The 22,120-nt window shown below is 56.2% G+C and carries 21 protein-coding genes; 7 read left to right on the top strand and 14 right to left on the bottom strand.

Annotated elements, in window-relative coordinates:
• Positions 1 to 73: 73 nt before the first annotated feature.
• Positions 74 to 2,230 carry a serine/threonine-protein kinase gene (locus AN476_RS13700; RefSeq protein ID WP_054462164.1) on the bottom strand — a complete coding sequence of 719 codons (2,157 nt, stop codon included), beginning with the start codon at positions 2,228 to 2,230 and terminating at the stop codon, positions 74 to 76.
• A gap of 126 nt (positions 2,231 to 2,356) precedes the next feature.
• Positions 2,357 to 2,938, bottom strand: coding sequence for an OmpA family protein (locus AN476_RS13705; protein ID WP_054462165.1), 582 nt, complete (start codon positions 2,936 to 2,938; stop codon positions 2,357 to 2,359).
• A gap of 175 nt (positions 2,939 to 3,113) precedes the next feature.
• On the opposite strand from AN476_RS13705, the gene AN476_RS13710 reads away from it, so the two are divergent.
• Positions 3,114 to 3,953, top strand: a complete 840-nt coding sequence (locus tag AN476_RS13710) for a M15 family metallopeptidase (RefSeq protein ID WP_054462166.1) — start codon at positions 3,114 to 3,116, stop codon at positions 3,951 to 3,953.
• 31 nt (positions 3,954 to 3,984) lie between these two features.
• On the opposite strand, the gene AN476_RS13715 is transcribed toward AN476_RS13710, so the two are convergent.
• The 9 genes from AN476_RS13715 to AN476_RS13755 form a co-directional block, all read right to left on the bottom strand.
• A complete protein-coding gene (locus AN476_RS13715; protein ID WP_157063758.1) occupies positions 3,985 to 4,383 on the bottom strand; it encodes a hypothetical protein in 399 nt (132 codons plus the stop codon).
• 240 nt (positions 4,384 to 4,623) lie between these two features.
• On the bottom strand, positions 4,624 to 6,126 hold the full coding sequence (locus AN476_RS13720; RefSeq protein WP_054462168.1) for a caspase family protein: 1,503 nt from the start codon (positions 6,124 to 6,126) through the stop codon (positions 4,624 to 4,626).
• 141 nt (positions 6,127 to 6,267) lie between these two features.
• The gene (locus tag AN476_RS13725) at positions 6,268 to 6,594 is read right to left on the bottom strand and encodes a hypothetical protein (RefSeq protein ID WP_054462169.1); all 327 of its coding nucleotides are present in this window, start codon (positions 6,592 to 6,594) and stop codon (positions 6,268 to 6,270) included.
• Positions 6,595 to 6,596: 2 nt separating this feature from the next.
• Positions 6,597 to 6,983 carry a response regulator gene (locus tag AN476_RS13730; protein ID WP_039965623.1) on the bottom strand — a complete coding sequence of 129 codons (387 nt, stop codon included), beginning with the start codon at positions 6,981 to 6,983 and terminating at the stop codon, positions 6,597 to 6,599.
• A 31-nt stretch (positions 6,984 to 7,014) separates the two neighbouring features.
• Entirely contained in the window at positions 7,015 to 7,881 is an 867-nt protein-coding gene (locus AN476_RS13735) for a protein-glutamate O-methyltransferase CheR (RefSeq protein WP_054462170.1), read from the bottom strand.
• On the bottom strand, positions 7,881 to 8,360 hold the full coding sequence (locus AN476_RS13740; RefSeq protein ID WP_054462171.1) for a chemotaxis protein CheW: 480 nt from the start codon (positions 8,358 to 8,360) through the stop codon (positions 7,881 to 7,883). Before AN476_RS13740 ends, AN476_RS13735 begins: the two co-directional genes overlap by 1 nt.
• The gene (locus AN476_RS13745) at positions 8,350 to 10,518 is read right to left on the bottom strand and encodes a chemotaxis protein CheA (RefSeq protein ID WP_054462172.1); all 2,169 of its coding nucleotides are present in this window, start codon (positions 10,516 to 10,518) and stop codon (positions 8,350 to 8,352) included. Before AN476_RS13745 ends, AN476_RS13740 begins: the two co-directional genes overlap by 11 nt.
• Position 10,519: 1 nt before the next feature.
• Positions 10,520 to 10,894 (bottom strand): response regulator, encoded by a 375-nt coding sequence (locus AN476_RS13750; protein ID WP_009807715.1) that lies wholly within the window; start codon positions 10,892 to 10,894, stop codon positions 10,520 to 10,522.
• A complete protein-coding gene (locus AN476_RS13755) occupies positions 10,891 to 11,178 on the bottom strand; it encodes an STAS domain-containing protein (RefSeq protein WP_054462173.1) in 288 nt (95 codons plus the stop codon). Before AN476_RS13755 ends, AN476_RS13750 begins: the two co-directional genes overlap by 4 nt.
• A 447-nt stretch (positions 11,179 to 11,625) precedes the next feature.
• Here AN476_RS13755 and AN476_RS13760 point away from each other — a divergent pair, with 447 nt between their 5' ends.
• From AN476_RS13760 to modC, 6 genes are all read left to right on the top strand, one after another.
• Positions 11,626 to 13,998, top strand: coding sequence for a methyl-accepting chemotaxis protein (locus AN476_RS13760; protein WP_054462174.1), 2,373 nt, complete (start codon positions 11,626 to 11,628; stop codon positions 13,996 to 13,998).
• Between the two features lie 146 nt (positions 13,999 to 14,144).
• On the top strand, positions 14,145 to 15,086 hold the full coding sequence (locus tag AN476_RS13765; protein ID WP_054462175.1) for a CheB methylesterase domain-containing protein: 942 nt from the start codon (positions 14,145 to 14,147) through the stop codon (positions 15,084 to 15,086).
• 21 nt (positions 15,087 to 15,107) lie between these two features.
• Positions 15,108 to 15,665, top strand: a complete 558-nt coding sequence (locus tag AN476_RS13770) for a chemotaxis protein CheD (RefSeq protein ID WP_054462176.1) — start codon at positions 15,108 to 15,110, stop codon at positions 15,663 to 15,665.
• A gap of 262 nt (positions 15,666 to 15,927) precedes the next feature.
• Complete coding sequence (modA, locus tag AN476_RS13775; RefSeq protein ID WP_371257353.1) at positions 15,928 to 16,626, top strand: molybdate ABC transporter substrate-binding protein; 699 nt, start codon at positions 15,928 to 15,930, stop codon at positions 16,624 to 16,626.
• Between the two features lie 6 nt (positions 16,627 to 16,632).
• Positions 16,633 to 17,325 (top strand): molybdate ABC transporter permease subunit, encoded by a 693-nt coding sequence (modB, locus tag AN476_RS13780; RefSeq protein ID WP_054462177.1) that lies wholly within the window; start codon positions 16,633 to 16,635, stop codon positions 17,323 to 17,325.
• Entirely contained in the window at positions 17,325 to 18,422 is a 1,098-nt protein-coding gene (gene modC / locus AN476_RS13785) for a molybdenum ABC transporter ATP-binding protein (RefSeq protein WP_054462178.1), read from the top strand. Before modB ends, modC begins: the two co-directional genes overlap by 1 nt.
• A 165-nt stretch (positions 18,423 to 18,587) precedes the next feature.
• Here modC and AN476_RS13790 read toward each other — a convergent pair whose 3' ends face one another.
• From AN476_RS13790 to AN476_RS13800, 3 genes are all read right to left on the bottom strand, one after another.
• Entirely contained in the window at positions 18,588 to 19,607 is a 1,020-nt protein-coding gene (locus AN476_RS13790) for a LysM peptidoglycan-binding domain-containing protein (protein ID WP_054462179.1), read from the bottom strand.
• Between the two features lie 11 nt (positions 19,608 to 19,618).
• Positions 19,619 to 20,701, bottom strand: a complete 1,083-nt coding sequence (locus tag AN476_RS13795; RefSeq protein WP_054462180.1) for a LysM peptidoglycan-binding domain-containing protein — start codon at positions 20,699 to 20,701, stop codon at positions 19,619 to 19,621.
• 164 nt (positions 20,702 to 20,865) lie between these two features.
• Positions 20,866 to 21,630, bottom strand: a complete 765-nt coding sequence (locus AN476_RS13800) for a hypothetical protein (RefSeq protein WP_157063759.1) — start codon at positions 21,628 to 21,630, stop codon at positions 20,866 to 20,868.
• Between the last annotated feature and the right edge of the window lie 490 nt (positions 21,631 to 22,120).

A 22,120-nucleotide genomic window follows, 5' to 3' on the forward strand; every position in this document is an offset into this window, starting at 1 on the left:
TAGTTTGGCGAAGCGCGCTCAGCACCCTCTGTCCTGGGGGGCTTTAAGACGCCAAAACAGATGGCTTTGATTGCTAAGGCAGGGCAGTTTCCAGGATCTTACTGTCCATGGACAGGATCAGATTGGCGTCTCTGGCGCTGTTCTCCTTGAGAGCCTCGGCAAAACCAACCGCGCTTTCGGAGGTCGGGCGCAGCCCTGCAAACAGCGGTTCCGAAGAGTGTAGCACCAGTACCCGACTTTTGCCCAGGGTGCTGTCATCAACCCGAAAAGCCAGGCCGCCATTGAGGGCGGATTCCGCCAAAGTATAGGCAACCCGCACATTCAGGGGCCCTGTTGTGCCCTCTCTCAGACCTGCAATTGAGTTCTCTTGGCGGGACAGGTTGGGCAACAGATGGAAGACATTGCCAGAGACATCCAGAATGGACACAGTGAGAAAGCCTGAGGTGATCGTTGCGGGGAGTTTCACATCAATAACCGGGTTTTCGCCGACAAAGAACCGCCCCGAAGGATTGGGCGCATTGTCATTTCCAGTACTGAACGCGATGTCAATATTCCCGACAGGCGCTCTGGGCAGCGCAGTTTCAACCACGCAGAGGGCGGGGTTTAGTATCTCGATATCAAACGAGATTTTGCGGTCTCCGGCGAGGGAACGCAGGGCGTCAAACATCCGAATGCGGGCTTCCGACCCGGCCAGACGACCGGTGACTGTGATGGCATCCTTGGGACCAAAGCCTCCGCCAGCTGTGCCAGGGGCAACATGTAATGCACCGCAGTCTTCAAAACCACCAACCAGGCCACGCACATCAGCAATTGCCAAAACGGGCAGACGATAGGTGATTTCAGCAACCCCTTCCAAATCGCCAGGCAATCCGTCTTTGAACGCCGCGGCGAGCGCAGAAGCAAGATCCGAGTCGCTGGTGAGACCGCTCAGCTTTGCCTGATTGTCGCTGACCACCAGGCGCCACTGTTGCAGATCCGACAGGGGCTTGATGGTGGCCAGTATACCAGCAGCCCAGTCTTCGCCAATGGCACCGCTGGCAAGGGTGATATCAGTTTGGTCAACCAGAGCGGTCAGTGCCTCACGGCTTTCTTCCGAAGGCATATGCCCGGTTGCGCGGGCGGGGCCGTCTTTGGGTTTCTCAACAATCAGGGTATAGGGCTGCGCCACCGGATAGCTTGGCCCCAACAGCGGATCCAGCAACCCGGCAAAAAAGGCGCCAGCACCGCCACCAACCAGCACAAGCACGGCAACCAAGGCCAAAACCAACCCCTTGCTGTCAGATTTGCCCGGGTCAGTTATAGGTGCTTGTCTGGGGGGCTTGGAAGCCTTGGGGGTCTGGACAATGATCGTGGCCTCTGCCGTATCCAGCAGAGCAGAGGGCTCTTTTTCAGCCTCAGGGTCCTGTTCGACGCGGTCCAGAAAATTCAGAACCTCTGTCGCACTGCCAAGTCGGTCATTTGGGTCCGGATCGCACATTCGATCAATCAACTGTTTGAGCGGCGCCGGTACGCCGCTTGTATCTAGGGGCTTTTGCTTGTTTTCCACCACTTCCATCGGGTTGGCCCCCAATGACGGGGAGGCCCCGCGGAAATTGGCTAACAAGAGCGCTCCAAGCGAATAGATATCGGCCCGGGCGTCGGTATTACCGCCTAATTGCTCTGGGGCGGCGTAGGAGTATTTCCCGGCAAATTCATTGCCCACAATGGTTTCAGCGCCAGGATTGGTATCCTTGGCTATGCCAAAATCAATGATCACGGCCTTTGCTGGGTCGCCATCACGCAGGATGATATTGTCCGGGCTCAGGTCGCGGTGGACGATGTTGCGGGCGTGGGCAGCCTTAAGACCCTCGGCCACACGGCGGCAGATGATCAATAGATCGGCTGCATCCATTGGGCCCTGTTTGAGCTTGGAATCAAGACCTGGCCCGTCAATGTAATCCATCAACAGATAGATATGGCCATCCGGTGTTCGGTGGTTCTCCGAATAGCGGACAACCGCATCATGGCGAATTTCACGGATATTTTCTTCGCGGGCCATCAGGACGGTGAAATCCTCATTGCCTGAAAACTCTTGTTTCAGAACCTTGATGGCCACCAGGTTTCCGGAGATTTCTGACCGCGCCTTATAGACGTTTGAAGTGCCGCCCCGTCCCAGAAGCTTTTCAATTCTATAGGTATTGTTCAGAAGGTCGCCAGGTTGAAACAGATCACTGGGCTGAGAGGTGATCATCGCAGCCTATCCTTGTCCAAAACTGCTGCATCCCCGGTGGGCCAATACTCATCACGCTCCGCTGCGCAGAACCGCAGCGAGTATAGATTTTTCGGCCGTGTTGGGCCCGGCGTGAGCGGCATCAGGTTAGCCCAGAGCCTGGAATTCTACCCGCCGATTTTCATCGGCGCGGGGGTTGGCAGCATTATATGGCGCGGCCTCTCCCATACCGATTGCCTTGAGCATGGTCTCGGGAATGCCACAGGTGGTGATCAGATGACGGCGCACTTCCTGGGCCCGCAACAAAGACAAACGCTCGTTATAGCTGGCGGAACCTGAGCTATCGGTGTGGCCGATGATCTGGAAAACGGTCCCCTGCAGGGCCTGCATCGAGGTGCACATATTTACCAGTTTTGGCGATTGGTCCGCCCGCAGTGTGGCGCTGTCGAAATCAAAGGAAATCTGCAGATTAATTTGTGATTGGCGGTCAACAGGCGCGTAATCGGCGTTGGCGGTGGCGACTGTTGCAGTTTCCAGAGAATCGGAAGCCTGAGGCGCGGTGGCCGCGCTGCTTGGCGCTATCACCAAGCCGCGGGTTTTTTGCTGTTGCAAAATTTTGGTTATCTCTTCTACCGACTGTCCTCCACCGCTCTCCTGGGCGTGGCCTTGGGAGGTGGACAGGAACAGAGCAGAACACATAAAGGCGGCAATAATACTGTCGCGGACCATAACTTGTCCCCTTATACTAAAAACATTACCCAAAAAGACTATACCACATGATTGGTTCTGCCAATGGGCAGGATGGGCCCAAGAGCGTTGTGGATCGAAGTATAATTTCTGGATAAAAGACTTTACTCGCAGCGCGGCTGGGACTTGAATGGTCTGGTATTGAGTTGAGGGTGTTATGCGGGTTCTACCGGCGATTATTATCTGTGTTGGGTTGCTTTTGGCGCCTGCGGTCTGGATTGGCCTGAAATGGCTGCTGTCCGAAGAGGATTTCCAGGGGGCTTCGGTTGATTCGACGGCCCGAATCGAAATCGAAATGCTGCGCCAACAGATCGAGGATCTGCAACTGCGCTTATCGGATGTTCAAAACGAGGTCGCGCGCCTACCTCTTGCCAATGCGGGGCAACTGGCTCCAGAGGCCTCTACCGCCGAGGCAGAGCGGGAAATTTGGGATCAGACCGAAGGCGCGGATCTCGACTATGCGCAGGTCGTGCTGATTGCCGACCGTCTGAATGTCAATCGCGGCCTTCGGGTGACAGGTGGCAAATACCTGACCGAGCGCTTGGGTCGCCCACGCGAGACTTTGAACGATACCTGTCAGCCGATGACCAATCCCGAGTTAAAGGAAAAACTGGTGACGGAACAGGTTGGGCCAATCCGGGTGAGCATGCTGCGCCCGGCAATCGAAAGTCTGAAAGTGGTGTTTGAAAACATCCGTCAGGCCGACCCGGATCTTTACAACCGCATCAATACCGCCGGGGCGCTTTGTGTGCGGCGCATTCGCGGCACAACCAATTCCCTGTCCACCCATAGTTATGGCTTGGCGGTTGATCTGAATATCGACGGTCAGCTGGATAATTTCACCGATGGGAAGACGCAACTGGGTCTGACTATCATGGCAGATTTTTTCTATGATGAAGGCTGGGTATGGGGCGCCGGGTTTCGGCGCGAAGACAGCATGCATTTTGAAATCAGCCGCCGCCAGTTGGATGCTTGGATCTCGGAAGGCCGCCTATAGGCGGGCCTCCTGGAAAACCTGCGCCCTTGTTCTAGGAGCGGAGCAAGACCTTGTTTGAGCCCAAAGCCTCGGCCACCTGCTGGTACTGGCTGGCGCGCGCCGCAGACTGTGTTGAGGAGCGCAGCAGTTGGGTTTCAGCTTCCTCGAGAATGGCAATGGCCTGCCTATGAACGCTGGGGCGTCGGCTCGCGGGAACAGCCACCAACGGGCGGGCGGAGCGCTGACCATCAGCGCTGTTGATGCGAGCGCGTGGCGCTTCGGGGTCGCTGTTTTTACGCACCAAAAGGCGCAGTTCTTCAGCGGTTTCGCGTAAGATTTGCTTCATTTCGCTGTGACCGTCCAACCTTGCGGCGTCCTGGCTCAGTGTAGCAAGACGTTCTGCCAGACAGTCTGCGACATAGCTTCCGGCCGCTGCGCACATAGTTTTCATCTGCGCCAGCCGTGTCGACAGCTGGGGTACGGTCGTGACTTGGGTCGTCGGTGATCTCCCTGTAGGCGACCCGTGGTCCGACGGGCCGGTGTCGCCCCCATAACTTCCGGTGCCGCCTGTCTCCTGTGCTGATGCTGGGACTGTTACAGTGAGCAAAATAGCCAGACCCCAACCAAACAAGTTCCTAGAAATTTGAAACATTAATACCCCCTAAAACCTAATGATAGCGCTCCTGGCTACCTATCCATCTAGCCCATAAGCACGGCGAATACCGCGCTGCGTACCGGGTCCAAAATCACCGTCAATTGAGCCTTGGTAAAACTTGTTTTCCTTGAGTTTATCCTGCAGCGCTCTGCGAGTGTCCAATGTGAACATTGTCGGGCGTTTGCTCAGCAGGTCCAACACATCCGCACTGCCGGAACGCAATGCTGCGTAAAGAAAATGGGCCGCATCCTGGGGGCCTTTGCCTGGGACCAGGCCATCGTCTATCAAGGCGGCAAAATTGAACTGGGCCTGCGGATGCCTGAGTTCAGCCGCACGCTGGAAGAACCCATAGGCTTTTTGTGGGTTGGCAGGCAGGCCTAGGCCGCCCTGATGGTGAAGGAAACCCAGATCATTGATGGCATCGGCAAAGTTCTGCCCTGCGGCGGCCTCATAGAGCTGAAGCGCCCTTTGTGGATTTGGGGCGACGCCGGTGCCGCGCTCATAGAGTTTGGCCAGTTCAAACTGGGCTTCCGGGGCGCCTGCATCCGCCGCACGTTGCAGGAAATCAACGGCTTCGGCAGGATCAAACCGTCCGCCACTTGGGTTGAGCCGCATATAGGCCAGGCCCAGCATCGAACGGGTATCACCGAGCTCCGCCAGCGCCAATAGCTGTTCTTCTTGATCAGGCTTTACCGCAGACCAAGCCTCAGAGGTGCCTGCAGGGATGGCATCGGCGCCGGTAACCTCGGTTGATGCAAAATAATAGGGGACCCCGGTCAGGGATCCATAGGTATGGGGTTCTTGCAGATTGCCCGTTTTTTCCAGAACCAGATCGCGGACCTGACGGAACATCAGGCTGATCTCCAGACCTGGTTGCACCATTTTCTGCATCAAGGCCTGCGCATAGGGACTGTTTGACCCGCTGCCGTCCAGCGCAACCTGTCCGTCGCGAGCGGCAAAGGCCACCAGGGTTCCGCGGTCAGGATCCACGGCGGCCAGCCCGCCGTCGCCACTGCTGCGGGTCTGCTCCGAGCTGGCATTCGAGGTCGAGCTTTGGTCTAGCGCGATGGAGTCTCCCAATGGGTTGTCCCGGCAGCTGTCGAGGATGACAACCCGCATCTTTCGGGCTCTGTCCACCGCTGAAAGCAATTGTTTCAACGAAGCGGATTGGCGCTGCACATCCCGGTTGCTGGTAACATTGGCATCCACAGGGATGAGAAAGTTCTCGCCCTGCACTTCGATTCCGTGGCCGGCGAAATAGATCAAAGCCAGGTCTGCCACCTCGGAGCGGAAGGCAAAATCCTCCAGAAGTCCAACCATATCCTGAGTGGTTGCATCCAGTGAGAGAGTGACATCAAAACCAATGGTTTCAAGAGTTTGCGCCATGCCATTGGCGTCGTTATGGGTGTTTTCCAAGGGGGGCAAATATTGATACTCAGCCATGCCGATAACCAAGGCAATGCGATCCCGTGCCGCTTCTGCGATCTGGGGGAGAGTGAGACAGACTAGGGCTGTCAGGATTTTTACAAAACGAACCATGCCAATACCATTGGGAACAAACCAAAACTATTGGTAATCTAACGCGCTGCGACAGCAAAGAAAGAGAAAAAGCCGCTCAAGCATTTTGCTTGAACGGCTTAAGGGAGCGAGTTGGATCACATACGCGCCGCAGCAGGAAGCTTAGTTTGGAACAAAGCTGCCAATTTCGCGCAGACGTTCCCGCAGTTTTTGCAGCGTGACGGTGTCTGTCGCGGCTTGGATATCGGCCTCACCCGTGTCCATGACCTGTGCTTCAACCCGTTCATAAAAACTCGCCATCCCGGCAAGTGTCTGCATGACCAGATCAAAATCTTGCAGAGACTGCGTTTCCTGACGGGTTGGCTTGGTCCCACGATCAAAGATGTCATGCACCACGTCTTCCAGGGTTTGTACCTTGGAATACAGTTGACGCATCTCCCGCGCAGAAATGGCACTAAGCCCTGAAATGGTTTCGTGCTGTCCCTGCATGATTACAGCCGCCCGACGACCTGTTCGATCGCCTGTTTCATTGTTGCCACGGTAAAGGGTTTGCGAATGATATTGTTCAACCCAAGCTTCTTGCCCACTTCGATGATTTCTGGTGTCGGTTTGCCGGTCACCAGAATGAAGCCGAGCCGTTGGGTAACCTGATGGCCGCGCACGGCCTGCAGTAGGCCCAGACCATCCATGCCAGGCATGTTATAGTCCGACAGTACCAGGTGAACCGGGGTGGTGGTCAGTTTCTGAAAGGCCGACTGGCCGTTGTTTTCCACCATGTAGTTCTTGATGCCGAGCTCGTCCAAACACTGGGTAATGATACCGCGGCTTGTGGACATATCGTCAACAACCATGACGCGTAGAGAGTCTTTAAGGCTCATGTCTTTTTCCTCGTGTTGCTCATGGTGCCCTTTACTGAGCACCGCCTCCTGGGGGAGTGTTGATGTAGGTCGTGATCCCAGATGTTGTCAGCTTTGCTTCGGCTGGCCCGGACATGCGTTCGGAATGACCGATGAACAAATAGCCACCTGGGTTCAAATTCTGTTGAAAGGCTTGCCAGACCTTTTGTTGGGTGGGCGTGTCAAAGTAGATGGCCACGTTGCGGCAGAAAATTGCATCAAACTTGCCCTTGAACGGGAAAGGTTCGATCAAATTCAATACCCCAAAGGTGATCATCGATCTCAGGTGTTCAGGCATGCGCCCACCAGCTTCCATCTTTGGAACCAAGCTGCGGTACTCAGAGGGGATCTGATCGAGCTCTTCCTGCGGATATTTTGCCGCTTTGGCGAATTGGACCACCTGCGGGTCGATATCCGTGCCCAAGATCTTAAAGTCATAGCGCCCAATGTCGGGGCACATATTGTGTATGATCATCGCCATGGTGAAGGGTTCTGGCCCTTTGGAACAACCGGCAGACCAGATTCGAACCCGCCCACCATTGCGTGCTTTTTCAATCAGCGGAGGCAGCACATCCTTGCGCAGGGTTTCAAAGTGATGTGGCTCACGAAAGAAATGAGTGACATTTGTTGTCAGAAGCGACAGCAGCTTGCTGCGCTCCTGGTCACTGTCTTTGCCATTCAAACGTGCCAGATACTCTTTGAAGTTGACGACTTTCTGCTGTCTCAATTGTCGGGCAAGCCGAGCAGAAACCAGAGGCTTCTTACTGCTCGACATCGCCAGCCCAAAGTGCTTGTAGGCAAAATCAGCGATTGCCTCGAAATCCTGGTCGGTCAGGGTAAACCCGTCGCTATTGGGTTCAATAGAGCCAGCAGCCATCATTACAGTACTTGCTCCGGAACTGAGATCACAGCATCAAGATTGATGATCCGCACCATAGTTTCATCATGTGAGATGATACCTTGGATATATTCCATGGTGTTGCGACTATCGACCGGTGGCGTTTCCTGGATCTCTTCGGGATTGATCGAAATGATCTCAGAAACAGATTCCGCTAGAAGTCCGACAGGTTTACCAGCAGAGGAAACCACGATCACAACGTTGCGCTCGCTGGCTTCGGTTGTTTCCAGGCCAAAACGAGCCGACAGATCGTAGATTGGGATCACCGCGCCCCGCAGGTTCATCACTCCCAAAACGTCCGAAGGCGCATGGGGCAGGATGGTGACTGGGGACCAGCGCCGGATTTCCCGGATCTGAGTGATTTTCAGACAGAAGGCCTGTCCGGCGACGGTGAAGCTGACAAACTCGCTAAACTGAGCGTGCTTAACTTCTTGGTCATTACTTTTTACTTCAGCTTGCATTGCTCATTCTCCGCTCGGTATCAAAGGCTCCCACCGCAGGCGAGGCTGCCAGGATGCTTTCAGGGTCAAGGATCATCGCGATCTTGCCGTCCCCCAGGATGGTGGCGGCTGCGACGCCGGCAATTTCCCCGCAGACACCATCCAGACTTTTGATCACAACCTGTCGTTGGTCATGGATGTCATCCACTGCCAGGGCACTGCGCTGGCCCGTTTCGGTTTCCACCAAAAGATAGACACCGGGTGGTTGGTCATCTTTCTTTTCGAGGCCCAGGGCGCCGGCGACATCACAGATCGGGACAAAACTGCCGCGGATCGACAGCAACGTGCCATCTGCGCCCAGGTTGTTGATCATGTCGTCGTTGCCACGCATTGTTTCGACAATCGAGGTGATCGGAACCACCATTGTCTGATCTGCGACCGAAACAACCATACCATCCATAACCGCAAGGGTGAGGGGCAGAATGATCGTGAAGGTCGAGCCTTTGCCAGGCGACGAGGAAATGTTGATCCGGCCACCCAGGCCAGTCACAGCATTTTTCACCACATCCATGCCGACGCCGCGGCCTGAGAGGTTAGAGACCTCTTTAGCAGTGGAAAAGCCGGGCGCAAACAAGAGGTTGTCGATCTCGGCGTCCGTCAGTTCGGCATTCTCAGGGATCAGACCTTTTTCGATCGCAATCTGTTTCACGCGGGGACGATTGACTCCTGCGCCATCATCTTTGACTTCGATACAGACCGAGCCAGAGCGGTGCGAGGCAGTGAGGCGGATCTCGCCTACTTTGTCCTTGTTTGTCCCTTCACGATCTTCGGGCTTTTCGATGCCGTGGTCGACCGCATTGCGCAGAATATGCGTCAGAGGATCTGCCAAGCGTTCGATCACCGTTTTATCGACTTCGGTGTTTTCGCCCTCGGTCACCAGCTTACAGGATTTGCCCGTGGCGCTGGAAGCCTCGCGGACAATCCGGGCCATCCGCTGAAACAGCGGCTTGACCGGCTGCGCACGAATGGACATGACACCTTCCTGGATATCACGGGCCAGGTTCTTAAAGCCCTCCAGTTCGGTTTCAACGTCCCGCACATCGGCCACATCGAGATTGGCAATTTGCTGCGCCAGCATCGAATGGTTGATAATAAGCTCCCCAACAGCGTTGATAAGCCGGTCCACCCGCTCGAGATCCACTCGCAGTGTTGGATTTGGCCCACGCTGCTCCGTTTTTGAATTCTCGGCTTTTGGGGCCGCAGGCTTACTGCCGGAAGCGTCCGGTTTTACCTCCGGTGTTGGTGCGGGGGCCGGCTGTTCAAAAGGGGCTGGGGGGGTCTCTTCAACCATGGCTGCTGGCTCCACTATGGGCGGTGACTCTGCGGCTGGGGCACCACCAAACGCGGCTTCTAGTGCAGCAAGGGCTGCAGCATCCGCATCAGCGTCACCGGCACCTTCGATCGAAAGTTCGCAGAGGCCTTCAACAAATTCAAAAACCGCTTCTACTGTGGCGCGTGCCTCGGTGGTGACAAGCGTCAAGTTCCAGCTCAGATAGCTTTCTTCTGGATCCATACCATCAAAGCCAGGCAGCTCGGAATCGTCCAAGACGATTGTCAGCTCACCCATTTCCTGAAGCGCTTGGAACAGGAAGATTGGCTCGTTGCCGGTGCTGTACATGTCCTTGAGCGGACGGAAATGGATCTGATAGGTTTCCTCAGTCGGTGCCTGAGGAATATCAATCGCACTGACATCCATCGGGCCGCCAAGCCCCATGGGCTCAAAGGTCAGATCCTCTTCCTCTTCAGGAATATACTTGTCCAGTGCCTCAATCAGCATGTTGTGATGAGCCTGATCGGTCTCGCCACCGTCACGAGCGACAGCGACCAGATTGTACAGGTGATCACAAGAACGCAGCAGCAGCTGGATCAGCGGTTCATCCAACTCCATCCGATTGGCTCGGACTTCATCAAAAACAGTCTCGAACCTGTGGGCAAAGGCCACCAACTCGTCCAAGCCAAATGCGCCCGCGCCACCCTTAATCGAGTGAACTGCACGGAAAACGGCATTGACTACCTCTGGATCGTGATCGCCTCCTTCGATGGCGCTCAGACCCTCATCCGTTGCTTCAAGGAGTTCTTCGCACTCCTCAAAGAAGGTATCCTGGATAGATCCGGACATTTTATGCCGCAGCTCCAGTTACGCGCTTGAGCGCGAAAATCAGCGAGGCGTCGTCAAAAGGCTTAGTGATCCAACCGGTGGCGCCGGCATTGCGGGCACGGGCTTTCATTTCCGGGGCGCTTTCCGTGGTCAGAACCAGGATTGGCACTTTAGAGTTAATATCGGTGCCGCGGAGCTCTTCGATTACGCCAAAACCATCGAGGTTGGGCATGTTGATGTCGGTGATGACAACATCGGGGGCGACATCGTCATACATGTCGACGCCTTCACGGCCGTCGACCGCACTTACATACTCGAAGCCGGCCTCTTCTAGGGTGGCGGCGAGCAGATTCCGGATGGTGCGGGAATCGTCGATTGCCAATACTTTGGTTTTCATGCTGGTACCTCGTCTTCAAATCGGTTGGGCTCAAGACCCAAGAGCGTAAGGGATTTGCGGCAGGATTCGTTAATATGGGTTACCGCGAACCCCAGTTCTTCAGAGCGCCATTGCTGTTCTGCGCTGAGCAACATTTGCAGGCAGCGCGATGGCATGGCTGCGACATTGCTACAGTCGATCTCCACTGTGGCGGAGCGAGCCCCTCTCAGAAATGCTGTGAGCGGACTCAATTCAGCAAATGCATTTGGCAATTCCAAAAGGTGTTTTTGCGTTTCCGTGGTCATCTTCCGCGATTCTCACCCCCATTGTCGGTGACATGTGTGTATTCGGTAGCTCCATAGTTAGGCCGTTCGGCTTAACAATTGATTGCCACGAACCATGGGAAAAGCGGTTTTGTACTTTTGCAAAGACGGGAAATCTGCGCATTTTCCTAAAGTTTTCAGCTTACCTGGCAAGCTAGCTTTAAAAATCAGGAACCTGTCAAAAAGCGCTGATGCACAGGAGCGGTCAAGGAGACCGTATATATAGGCCGCATTTTGCTGTCACGAAAATGACCTGTCTGTTGGGAAGTGCTCTCGCGCCCAGCCAAGAAAATTTCCGTGAAAAAGTGACCTTAGATTTTTAAAATTGGAAGTATCAAGGGGCTGCGTAAGCGGCAAATTAACCCCTCTTCTGCAATCTGGCCGCCAGTCACGACGCGGTTTGCCGCGAAAATACCGCAGGAGAAAGAAATGCAGGGTCTCAAATCTCTCAAGATTGCCTACAAGCTTCCGCTATTTGTGGTGGGGTTTGGTGTGTTGCTGACCGCCATAATTGTCACGATCAGTACGATCAACTTCCAAAAAAGCGCCTTTCATCAAGCAGAAGACCATTTCGAATCGCTGGTCGCGGGTCGTAAAACTGCCTTTCAGTCGCTTCTGAGAGGGGTGAATGCTGACTTGTTGACCCTGTCGAGCACCCCATCGACTTCAACAGCAATTCAGCGGTTGTCTGCAGCCTGGAGCAATTTGGGAGCTGACGCCCCCGAAGTCACGCGCAAGGCCTATATCACGGAAAATCCCTTTCCTGTGGGTGAGAGGCACAATTTGGATCGTGGCAAGCAAACGATTCCCTACAATATTCATCACTCTAAGTTCCATCCTGCATTCCGCACACTGCTGACGGCAAAGGGCTATTATGATGCCTTCCTGATCAGCATGCCCGGTGACGTGATTTACAGCGTGTACAAAGAAGATGATTTTGGCACCAATCTGATGAATGGCGCCTATAAGGATAGTGATCTGGGGCTGCTTTTTAGAGAAGCGCTGGAAGCCGAAGCCGGCCAAGTGATCTTTTCTAATGTGACCCCATATGCGCCAAGCGCCAATGTCCCGGCTGCTTTTGCCGCGACCAAGGTGATTGCCCCTTCAGGCCAAACGGTGGGCGTTCTGGCGTTGCAGATCCCCATGCATATGATCAACACGATTATGAATGACGCCCAGGGGATCGGCGACTCGGTTGAGATTTTCCTGGCCGCATCTGACCTCACGGCGCGGTCGAGCTCTCGGTTTGAAGATGGTCATGCCGTTTTGGATCAGCTGCCGCCCAGCGAATATCTGACACAGGCTTTGGAAGGCAATGGCACCTTCACCACCGAGGCAACCGGCCTGCGCGGGCAGCCTGTCGCTTCCTATGCCGAAGACATTCCACTGACCAATGGCACCTGGGTCATCGCAATCGAGCAGGATCTCGAAGAGCTGATGGCACCGGTGTACCGGGACCTAAATGTTCTGCTGATTGCCTCTCTTGTGGGTGCAGCCATCATGTCCGTTTTTGGCTGGCTGTTCGCCCGCCGAATTACCAATCCCCTGAACCGGATTTGCCGGAACATGGATGCTGTCTCTTCCGGAGACCTGGAAACCGAGGTCCCCGATGCCGAGCGCGGCGACGAGATTGGCGAAATCGGCAAGACTCTGGTGTCGATGCAGGAAGACCTGCAACAGGCTCGCATCGCCGAAGAACAGCGTGCAGAGTTGCAGCATGAACAGCAAATCGTAGTCGAAAACCTGAGTGCCGGTCTGGTGCGCCTGTCTAAGGGGGACTTCTCCCTGCCCATCGACCAAGCCTTCTCGGGGGAGCATGAAAAGCTGCGTCAAAACTTCAACCAGACCATCGAGACTCTCAGCGCGACAGTGTCGCAAGTGATTGATGCCTCCAGCTCCATTCGCAATGGGGCCACGGAAATCAGCCGCGCGTCGGATGACCTGTCCACCCGGACCGAAAGCCAGGCCGCAACGCTCGAGGAAACCGCCGCAGCCCTGGACGAGCTGACCGCCAGCGTGAAATCCGCAGCGGATGGTGCGCGCAGCGTCGAATCGACAATGGGTGAGGCCAAGCAAGAAGCTGAAAACACTGGAGAAGTTGTTCAAAGCGCGGTCTCGGCAATGACCGAGATCGAAGAAAGTTCGAACCACATTGGTCAGATCATTTCGGTGATCGATGATATTGCCTTCCAGACCAACCTTCTTGCTCTGAATGCGGGGGTCGAAGCGGCTCGTGCAGGTGAAGCAGGCAAAGGCTTTGCGGTTGTGGCCTCAGAGGTCCGGGCCCTGGCTCAGCGGTCCTCGGATGCGGCGATGGAGATCAAGACCCTGATCAGCGACAGTTCCAAACAGGTTGAACGCGGTGTTGATCTGGTTGGCAAAGCAGGCGAGGCCCTCAACAACATCGTCTCGCGGGTTAGCCATATCTCACAACTGGTGTCGGGCATTGCCGAAGGGGCTGTGGAGCAATCCACTGGTCTCAACGAAATCAATACCGGCGTGATGCAACTGGATCAGGTAACCCAGCAAAACGCGGCGATGGTCGAAGAGGCAACGGCCGCTGGCCATTTGCTCAAGACCGATTCCACGCAGCTGGCGCAACTGGTTTCAGGCTTTAGCATCAAGGATGGCGCAGGCCTGACGCAGATGTCAACGGATGTTGCGGCGCCCGCCGCAGAGGTCCAACCAGCCTCCGCCCATGGAACTGACGATTGGGATCTCGACGAGATCACTCCTGCTCCCTCTGGCGCGACTGGCGCCACGGATGGCAATGCCGCCAAGGATCTGTGGCAGGACTTTTGAGTAGCCCTTCTCGGGGCAGGCACTGCCCCGAGGCAACCGTAATCTTCGGTTTTTACCGATCAACCTGACAGGGTGACACATTGCCGTCTCAGAACATATTGATCATTACAACTGACCGGGCCTTTGCCCGCTCCATTCAAAGCCACATGGAAGCCAGCTACCCTGGTATGAAAGTGCTTTTGGCCAACAATTTGATGATGGCCTACAATCAGGCAGAGGCAGCACAACCGGTTTTTGCCTTTGTTGAGGACGGTTTTACCAAACTGCCGGAATTCGAAATGATGCTGGCGCTATTCTCGGCGCTGGACACCCGCTGGGTTGCCGTCATGGACAGCCTCGGGGCAACACCTGCCCGTAAATCTTCGCCCCTGCTGGACGTCGGCGCCGGGATCTTTGAACTGACCAAGACGGATACACCGCAGCAATTCTCGCAGTATTTCGATATGATGGTCAAAGCCCCCAGACGCGACCAAACCGGGGCTGGCAGGCGCGGGGCCGCCGCAAGTGGCTCGGCCTCGGACTTCAAGAAGATCATCCTGATCGGCTCTTCCACCGGCGGGGTAGAGGCCCTTCGCAGTGTGTTGGTCGGCTTCCCTGCCATGTGTCCACCGACCTTGATCGTGCAGCATACCGGCAAGAACTTTGGCCAGGGACTGGTTTCTCTTTTGGACCGAATCTGTGCGGCCAAAGTTGTGCCGGCCGAGGACAACGTGAAGCTGGAGCCCGGCCATGTCTATGTCGCTGCGGGACAACGGCGCCATATGGGTATGACACAACGCAAACCCATGCGCTTGCGGTTAAAAGAAGGGCCACCAATTTCCGGTCATATTCCCTCTGTTGACGCATTGTTCACCTCTGCCGTGCCATATGGAAAAGAGGTAGTTGCAACCATTCTAACCGGTATGGGCCAGGACGGAGCCAAGGGGCTTTTGGCCCTGCGCAATGCAGGGGCAACAACATTTGCCCAGGATGAAAAATCCTCGGTTGTGTATGGCATGCCGCGTGTTGCCTGGGAAACCGGGGCTGCAGAAAAACAAGTTTCCCTGGCCCGGATGGCCGGGGCGATACTACAGGCTGCAAAAGTCTGATTTTTTGATAAGGAGTGTACTGTGACAACAGTTTTTGCCAATACCACATCGGTCACGGTTTTGCAGGGTGAGTACAGGGTTTCGACAGATCCCAAAGTGGTATTTTCCACAGTTCTTGGCTCCTGTATTGCGGCCTGTATTTATGACGCTGAAAATGGTGTCGGTGGGATGAATCATTTCCTACTGGCCAACGCCAGCGGCGGGGGTGTCAGTGCGCGTTATGGGATCCATGCAATGGAGCTTTTGATCAACGGCATTATGAAAAAGGGGGCCCAAAGGCGGAACCTGAAGGCCAAGGTGTTCGGCGGTGCCAAAATGTCCGCAAACCTGTCCGATATTGGTGCCTCCAACTCCGCTTTTGTACAGCAGTTTCTCTATGATGAAGGCATTCCCGTGATCTCCTCCAGTGTTGGTGGCACCTCTGCCCGCCGGGTGCGGTTCCATGCAGTTTCAGGCAGTGCCCAGCAGACCCGGGTGGAAAATGACCGGCGCTTGGGTGAACAGGAAATGGCTGCCGCACGTCCGGCACCAAAGCCAGCACCCGCCGCAGCCGACCCAGGTGGCCTGACCCTCTTTTGATTCCTGCCTACAGAGCAAAAAACCCACCCCGGTTCCGGTCCGGGGTGGGTTTTTTGCTCTGGCTTAGGGCCAATTTCCGCGCGGATTTGAGCCAAGCTCGCCCTATATATTTGACTTGCCTCTCAGGGGGAGCCAAGGCTACCCAAAAGGAACCCAATCGCAACAGGCCCGGGGAGGCTTTGATATCCTATCCTGCATCCGATGTTTTCTGGCAGCGCTGAGCTTTGCTGGTTGCCTGGCATGGGCTACAGCCGCCTTGGCGGTGGATGTCACGGTCTTTGCTGCGGCCAGCCTCAAGACCGCCCTGGACGACATTGCCACAAAATTTGAGAGGGACACCGGCCATAGCGTCTCCCTGTCGCTGGCAGGATCTTCGCTTTTGGCAAGGCAAATCGCATTGGGTGCACCAGCAGATATTTACCTACCTGCCAGTACGGAATGGATGGATTACCTGCAAGAGCAGGGCCGCTTGGTGCCAGGCAGCCGCCGTGACCTTCTCGGCAACAGGCTTGTGCTTGTGGCCCCCCATCAGAGCGCGCAGCCGATCGACGGCTTTGACGATCCGGCGCTGTTTGCGCAGTTGGGACAGGGCAAAATGTCCATGGCCCTAGTCGAAGCGGTGCCGGCAGGGATCTACGGCAAGTCCGCGCTCGAGGCTCTGGGGCTTTGGCAGGATCTGGCGCCGCATGTTGCGCAAACCGATAATGTGCGTGCCGCCTTGGCCTTGGTCGCCTCCGGGGCGGCTCCGCTAGGGGTGGTCTATGCCAGTGACGCCCAGGCAGATCCGCGTGTGACCGTTCTGGTCGAATTCCCGGTCAAATCTCATACCCCGATCCGCTATCCAATGGCGCAAATTCAGGGGGCAGGAGGCGGAGCAGTCGAGGCGTTTTTTGACTATCTGCAAGGCCCAGACGCCCGAGAAACCTTTGTCTCAGCTGGTTTTTCCATGGTTGCGGAGTAAAGGCGAATGAGCTGGCTTGGACCTGAAGAATGGCAAGCGGTTGCACTCTCGCTAAAGGTGTCGCTTTGGGCCAGTCTTTTGACTTTGCCCTTTGGAATCTTTACGGCCTATGCTCTGGCGCGCTGGCACTTTCCCGGCAAACAACTGGTCAACGGGCTGGTTCATCTGCCACTGATCCTGCCCCCGGTTGTCACCGGCTATCTTTTGCTGCTCACCTTTGGACCGCAGGCTGGTCTAGGCAGCCTGCTGCAGCAATTCGGCATTAGCTTTGCCTTTCGCTGGACCGGCGCAGCCCTTGCGGCTGCAATCATGGGGTTTCCCCTGATGGTGCGCGCCATTCGTCTGTCCATCGAAGCTGTGGATCCCAAATTGGAAGACGCCGCCGCGACCCTCGGTGCCAACCGCTTTTGGAGCTTTGTCAGCGTAACTCTGCCCCTGATCCTGCCAGGGATCATTGCTGGGACTATTCTCGCCTTTGCAAAAGCCATGGGGGAATTCGGCGCCACCATCACGTTTGTCTCCAACATTCCCGGTCAAACCCAGACTCTGCCCTCCGCAATCTATGCCTTTCTACAGGTGCCTGGCGGCGAAACCCCGGCGCTTCGACTGGTGGTGGTTTCCGTTGCCGTTGCTATGGGCGCCCTAATCCTCTCAGAACTGTTGGCACGCAGGGCTGCGCGGCGGTTGGGGGGGCTGTGATGCTCAAGGTTGCTTTGCGTCAACCTCTGGCCGACTTCACGCTGGATCTGTCCTTTGAAGCCCCGGCAGGGGTGACGGTCCTGTTTGGCGGCTCAGGCGCGGGCAAAACCACCGTGATCAATGCTGTCGCCGGGTTAATGCGTCCCGAAACCGGTCGTGTGGCGCTGCAGGACCGGCTGCTGTTTGATGTGAAACAGGGTGTCTGGCTGCCGCCCCACCGCCGCCGGCTGGGCTATATTTTCCAGGAAGCGCGCTTGTTTCCTCATATGACGGTGCGCCAAAACCTGTTGTTTGGCCGCTGGTTTGCCCCGCGTGGCGCAGCGCGTGAGGATTTGGATCGGATCATTTCCATGCTTGGCATCGGGTCCTTGTTGCAGCGCCATCCCGCGGCGCTGTCGGGAGGCGAAAAACAGCGGGTTGCCATCGGTCGAGCGCTTTTATCCAGCCCCGATCTGATCCTGGCGGATGAGCCGCTTGCCGCTTTGGATGAGGCGCGCAAAGAAGAGATCCTGCCGTATTTTGAGCGCCTGCGAGACGAACTAAAGATCCCGATGCTTTACGTCAGTCACTCGGCGGCCGAAGTCGCAAGGCTGGCCACATCGGTAGTGGTGCTAAAAGACGGCAAGGTGCAAAGACAGGGGAGCGCCACCGAGGTTCTCGGCGATGACCGGGTCATGCCGACGGGGGTTCGCGCCGCGGGCGCATTGTTGGAGGCCCGTGTGCTGCGCCACCATTTGGATGGGCTTAGCGAATTGGACGCCGGGGGTCTCTCCCTGTTCCTGCCAAGGGTCCAACAAGATCCCGGCAGCCTGCTCAGAGTCCGTATCCTTGCACAGGATGTGATCCTGTCCCGGCAAAAGCCCGAGGGGTTGTCGGCCCTGAACATCCTGCCCGCCGAGGTCGAACAGATCCGCAGCGGCACCGGACCTGGCGCAATGGTGTCGCTAAAAACGGAGGCCGGCCGGGTGCTTGCCCGGATCACCCGTCGTTCAGCCCAGGCGCTGGATCTTGCCCCAGGCGCTGCCTGTTACGCTGTGGTCAAATCCGTAGCCATTGCCCGCAGCGATGTCAGCGGCACCCCCCAAACAGAGGCCTAGCGCATCTGGGACACGGACCCATCTTAGACCCAAAGGCTTGATTGGCGGCTCATCTATCTGAGATACGAGAGCAGGTTTGTTATCAATTCGAGCCCCCAACAGAAGCAAGCGGGGGCTCAAAATGCGGTCTAGTGTCTTCCCGTGGCACCTGTGTGCCACTCGCTGCTATTGCAGCTGCGCCCAGAACAGCTCCAGGTGGCGGGCAACGATTTCTTCAAACCGCCCCTCCTTCTTGAGCGCCTTCAGCCCTGCATTGATGCGATAGAGATGCGAGGTGCCGCGCCAGTGACGCTTGGAAATCACCACATGGAGCCCCTCTTCGGACAGCGGGCGTTCTACAGGCAGGATGGCGTCGCGCAGACCTTCTGCAATCAAGGTGTTGGCGCCCAGGAACAGATTTACTGAGGCCGCATCTACCCGCCCTTCGTTCACCAGATGAAAACAGGCTGCAGGGGTTTCGGCCTGAACCAATGTGATCTTGTCTTCGCTGAGCCAACGACGGCCGGGACGATCCAGGTCATGGGTGAAATAGCCCTTGGGGCGACACAGAGTCTTGCCTTCCAGATCGCTGTCCTGCGTAAAGACGAAACCCGCATCGGCGCGGGCAAACAGCATGATCGGGATGGTGATCAACGGTTCGGAGAAATGAAAATTCACACAGCGGTCGTCCTGAGGTGTGGTGTCGCAATCCGGTTTGAACCAGGGAAAGCCCATATCGAACTCTTTGTCATTGAGCTTTGGAAACAAATGCTTGGACCAGTCGTTCTCCCAGGTGATGGAGTATGACACTGGCGAGGGCGTCAGCTCCATCGCGGCATTGACCAGCTCAGTAATCAAGCCCTGGCCCGGCAGGTTCTGATCCGTAAAAGGAGCAAAACCGCCACCGGTCAGCAGCTTCATTTCAGCATCATCGCGGCGCAGAGGTGTTGCATCGGGGGCCGAAACTCCCTTGGCGCAGGGAATGTGCAGCACCTTGCCTGGTTCAGCGACCGGCCCTGTCAGACGGCTTTGGTTGCCGTAGTAGATCAGGGTCCACCGGCCTCGATCACCATAGTGATGCTCGGCAATAGAGAACAGGGTATCACCGGGCTGCACCCGGTAGTCTACGTCGCAGATGGCCCAGGCCGCTGCCGGGCTCATCACGCTCAGAACCAGGGTCAGATAGATTGATAGCTTCTTCAGCATGACATCCCCTCCTAGAACTCAGCCCAGATACGGGAAAGATGGTCTTCGATGATGCGCTGATAGGTGCCATCGTCGCGCACGTTCTTCAGGCCCTCGCTAACCAGCGCCATCATTTCTTCGGCGCGGGGGTGGGTTTTGTGCACCACCGCATGAATGCCGAGCACCGAAAGAGGTTGCGGCAGAACGTTGAACTGACCAGCCAGATCATGCTCCTTCATCACGCTACGGCCGGTGAATTCGTTGATCGCCACGGCGTCGGCCTCACCCTTGGCCACCATGTCAAAACAGTCTTTGACGGTGTGGGGGGACTTTAGTGTGATCTTGTTATCTGCAATCCAGCGGCGGCCAGATCCATCCAGATCAAAGGTCAGATAGCCATTGGGACGGCATAGGGTTTTGCCCAGGATGTCGGCATCATCTTCAAAGGTGAAGGGGCGGTCCTTGTCGACAAACAACAGCATCAGCGTTTCAAACATCGACTCCGAGAACAGGAAATTCACACAGCGATAGCTGTCGGGCATACTGTCACAATCGGGTCGGTACCAGGGAAAGCCCACATCCAGCAGGGCATTGGAGAGCAGTGGATCAAAATGTGAACCCCAGTCGTTGACCCAATGGATGGCATAGCCTTCCTGCGGTGCCGCCGATGTCATCACCGCATCCATGACATCCGTAATCAACCCACCGTTATGCGAAGCCTTGGAGGTGAAAGGCGCATAGTCGTCACCAGTAAGCAGGTTGATTTTTTGCCGCACCGAGGCATTGCCTGGGGTCACTTTCACAGGGGCGGCCGCAACCGGAACCGCACGGGAGGCTTCAGTACCGCCCTCCAGCCCAGTTGGCAGACCATTGAGGCAAGGCATTCGCAGCTTCATGCCAACGCGGATTGCATTGGGCTTGGGACCGATTGCATCGATGTTCTGCGAATGGATCGTACTCCAGGTGCCGACATCTTTGTACAGACGATCAGCAATCAGGGACAGGCTGTCTCCGGACTTCACGGTGTAATACCCACCACAGGTCTCGGCGGCGGTTGTCTGTGCTGAAAATAGGCCGGCAACTGCAAGAGTTGCGACCAAAAGCATATTCTTCATGTGGTTCCCCCCCAGGGATGCAAAGGTCCCGGTCCCTGCCATCAGTGTCACGCTTTTGGTGTGAGCCCGGTCAAATCTGTCATATTTTTATTGGATGTTGATTGGTCTGCGCCGCGCGGTGTCAGCGCCTCCACCAGGGAGGATGCGCAGGAACTGCCGGTGACCTACTGGCCGCCGAACAGTGTTAGCAAGGCGCTGGTATTGACCTCGCCCGAATTTGTCAGCAGCACCGCAGGCACCGTCACTTGTTGTGCGCGGTGCGCCTCGTTGACCATCTGATCGATGTATTGTCGTGATTGCCCCTGCTGCAGCGCAGTTAACACCATTGCATAGAGCCCATTGGCCTCCCCTGTGGCGGCGGCGGGCTGCGTCGGAGCAGAGCTTGCCGTCGTAGTGGCGACCGTTTCGGAGCCATTGCGCAGCGCTTGGAGTGTGCCAGCCGTGATCTGAGCCACGATATCTGCATTGTCCCCGGCTGCCTGTGGCGCGGTCAACAAAGCAGAGGCGGTCGGCAGGGTGCTGGCATCAGCTGCAGCGATAACCGGACTAAAGCCCTGGTCCGCTGCCAAAGCGTCATTCTGGCCCGCAGTATCTGATCCGGAAAACTGCAAAAAGGTCAGGGCGATGGCAGCGATACCCAAAACGGCTGCCGCAGCGATAAGTTTGATCATTTTCATAGGTGGTCCCTGCGGCGGCAAAAGTTCAGAATCGATCGTTTGAGGGTCATTGCGGGCTTCAGAGAACCCTTGGTTCCACGGTGCCGGGGCGGCAGGCTGCACACCAGGCGCAGCTTCATCTGGGTCAGTGCGTTCAGGCGCGGCCTGGCAGTCTTCCGGCATTGGCGGCGCGCGATCTTCACCCTCGATCGTGACGGGTTCAACCACCTGCAATCTGGGTTTGGGAACCACGCGAATTTTCCCTTTGGTCACCACTGCGTTCAGTTTAACGGGTCTGGCAGTAGCGGGAGATGGGGAAGTGTCATCCGCGGAGATATCTAAGGATTGTAGCACTGCCTCTGTCACCTTTTAACACGGCAAACCGGCGGGTCTTGGACCGGTAGAGCCAATTGTTTCGCTTACATTAACAATTTATTAACCAATTGCCGAATCACCGTCAATATGCAGCGCTCGCTGGAGTTGCCTTCCTGATTTCACCACAAAAATATTTGAACAAACCCTGGCCGGGATATTGATTTTATTGAGGAATTTTTCACTCTCCGACTGCACAACCCCCGGTGGGGTGGGCCGAAATACAACATGTCAATAATAGATTTTCGAGCCAGGAAATCATCTTGTGAGCGCATAATACCCCCACGGAATCTCTCATGGGTAGAATTTGAGGAAGGTTAGCGCCACATTTCTCCCGCTCAGACCCACCTCATTCAGGAGGTCCGCCCTGATTAGCGCTGGCCGCACGCCT

Source organism: Phaeobacter sp. 11ANDIMAR09 (assembly GCF_001294455.1).
In the GTDB taxonomy this organism is placed as follows: Bacteria; Pseudomonadota; Alphaproteobacteria; order Rhodobacterales; family Rhodobacteraceae; genus Pseudophaeobacter.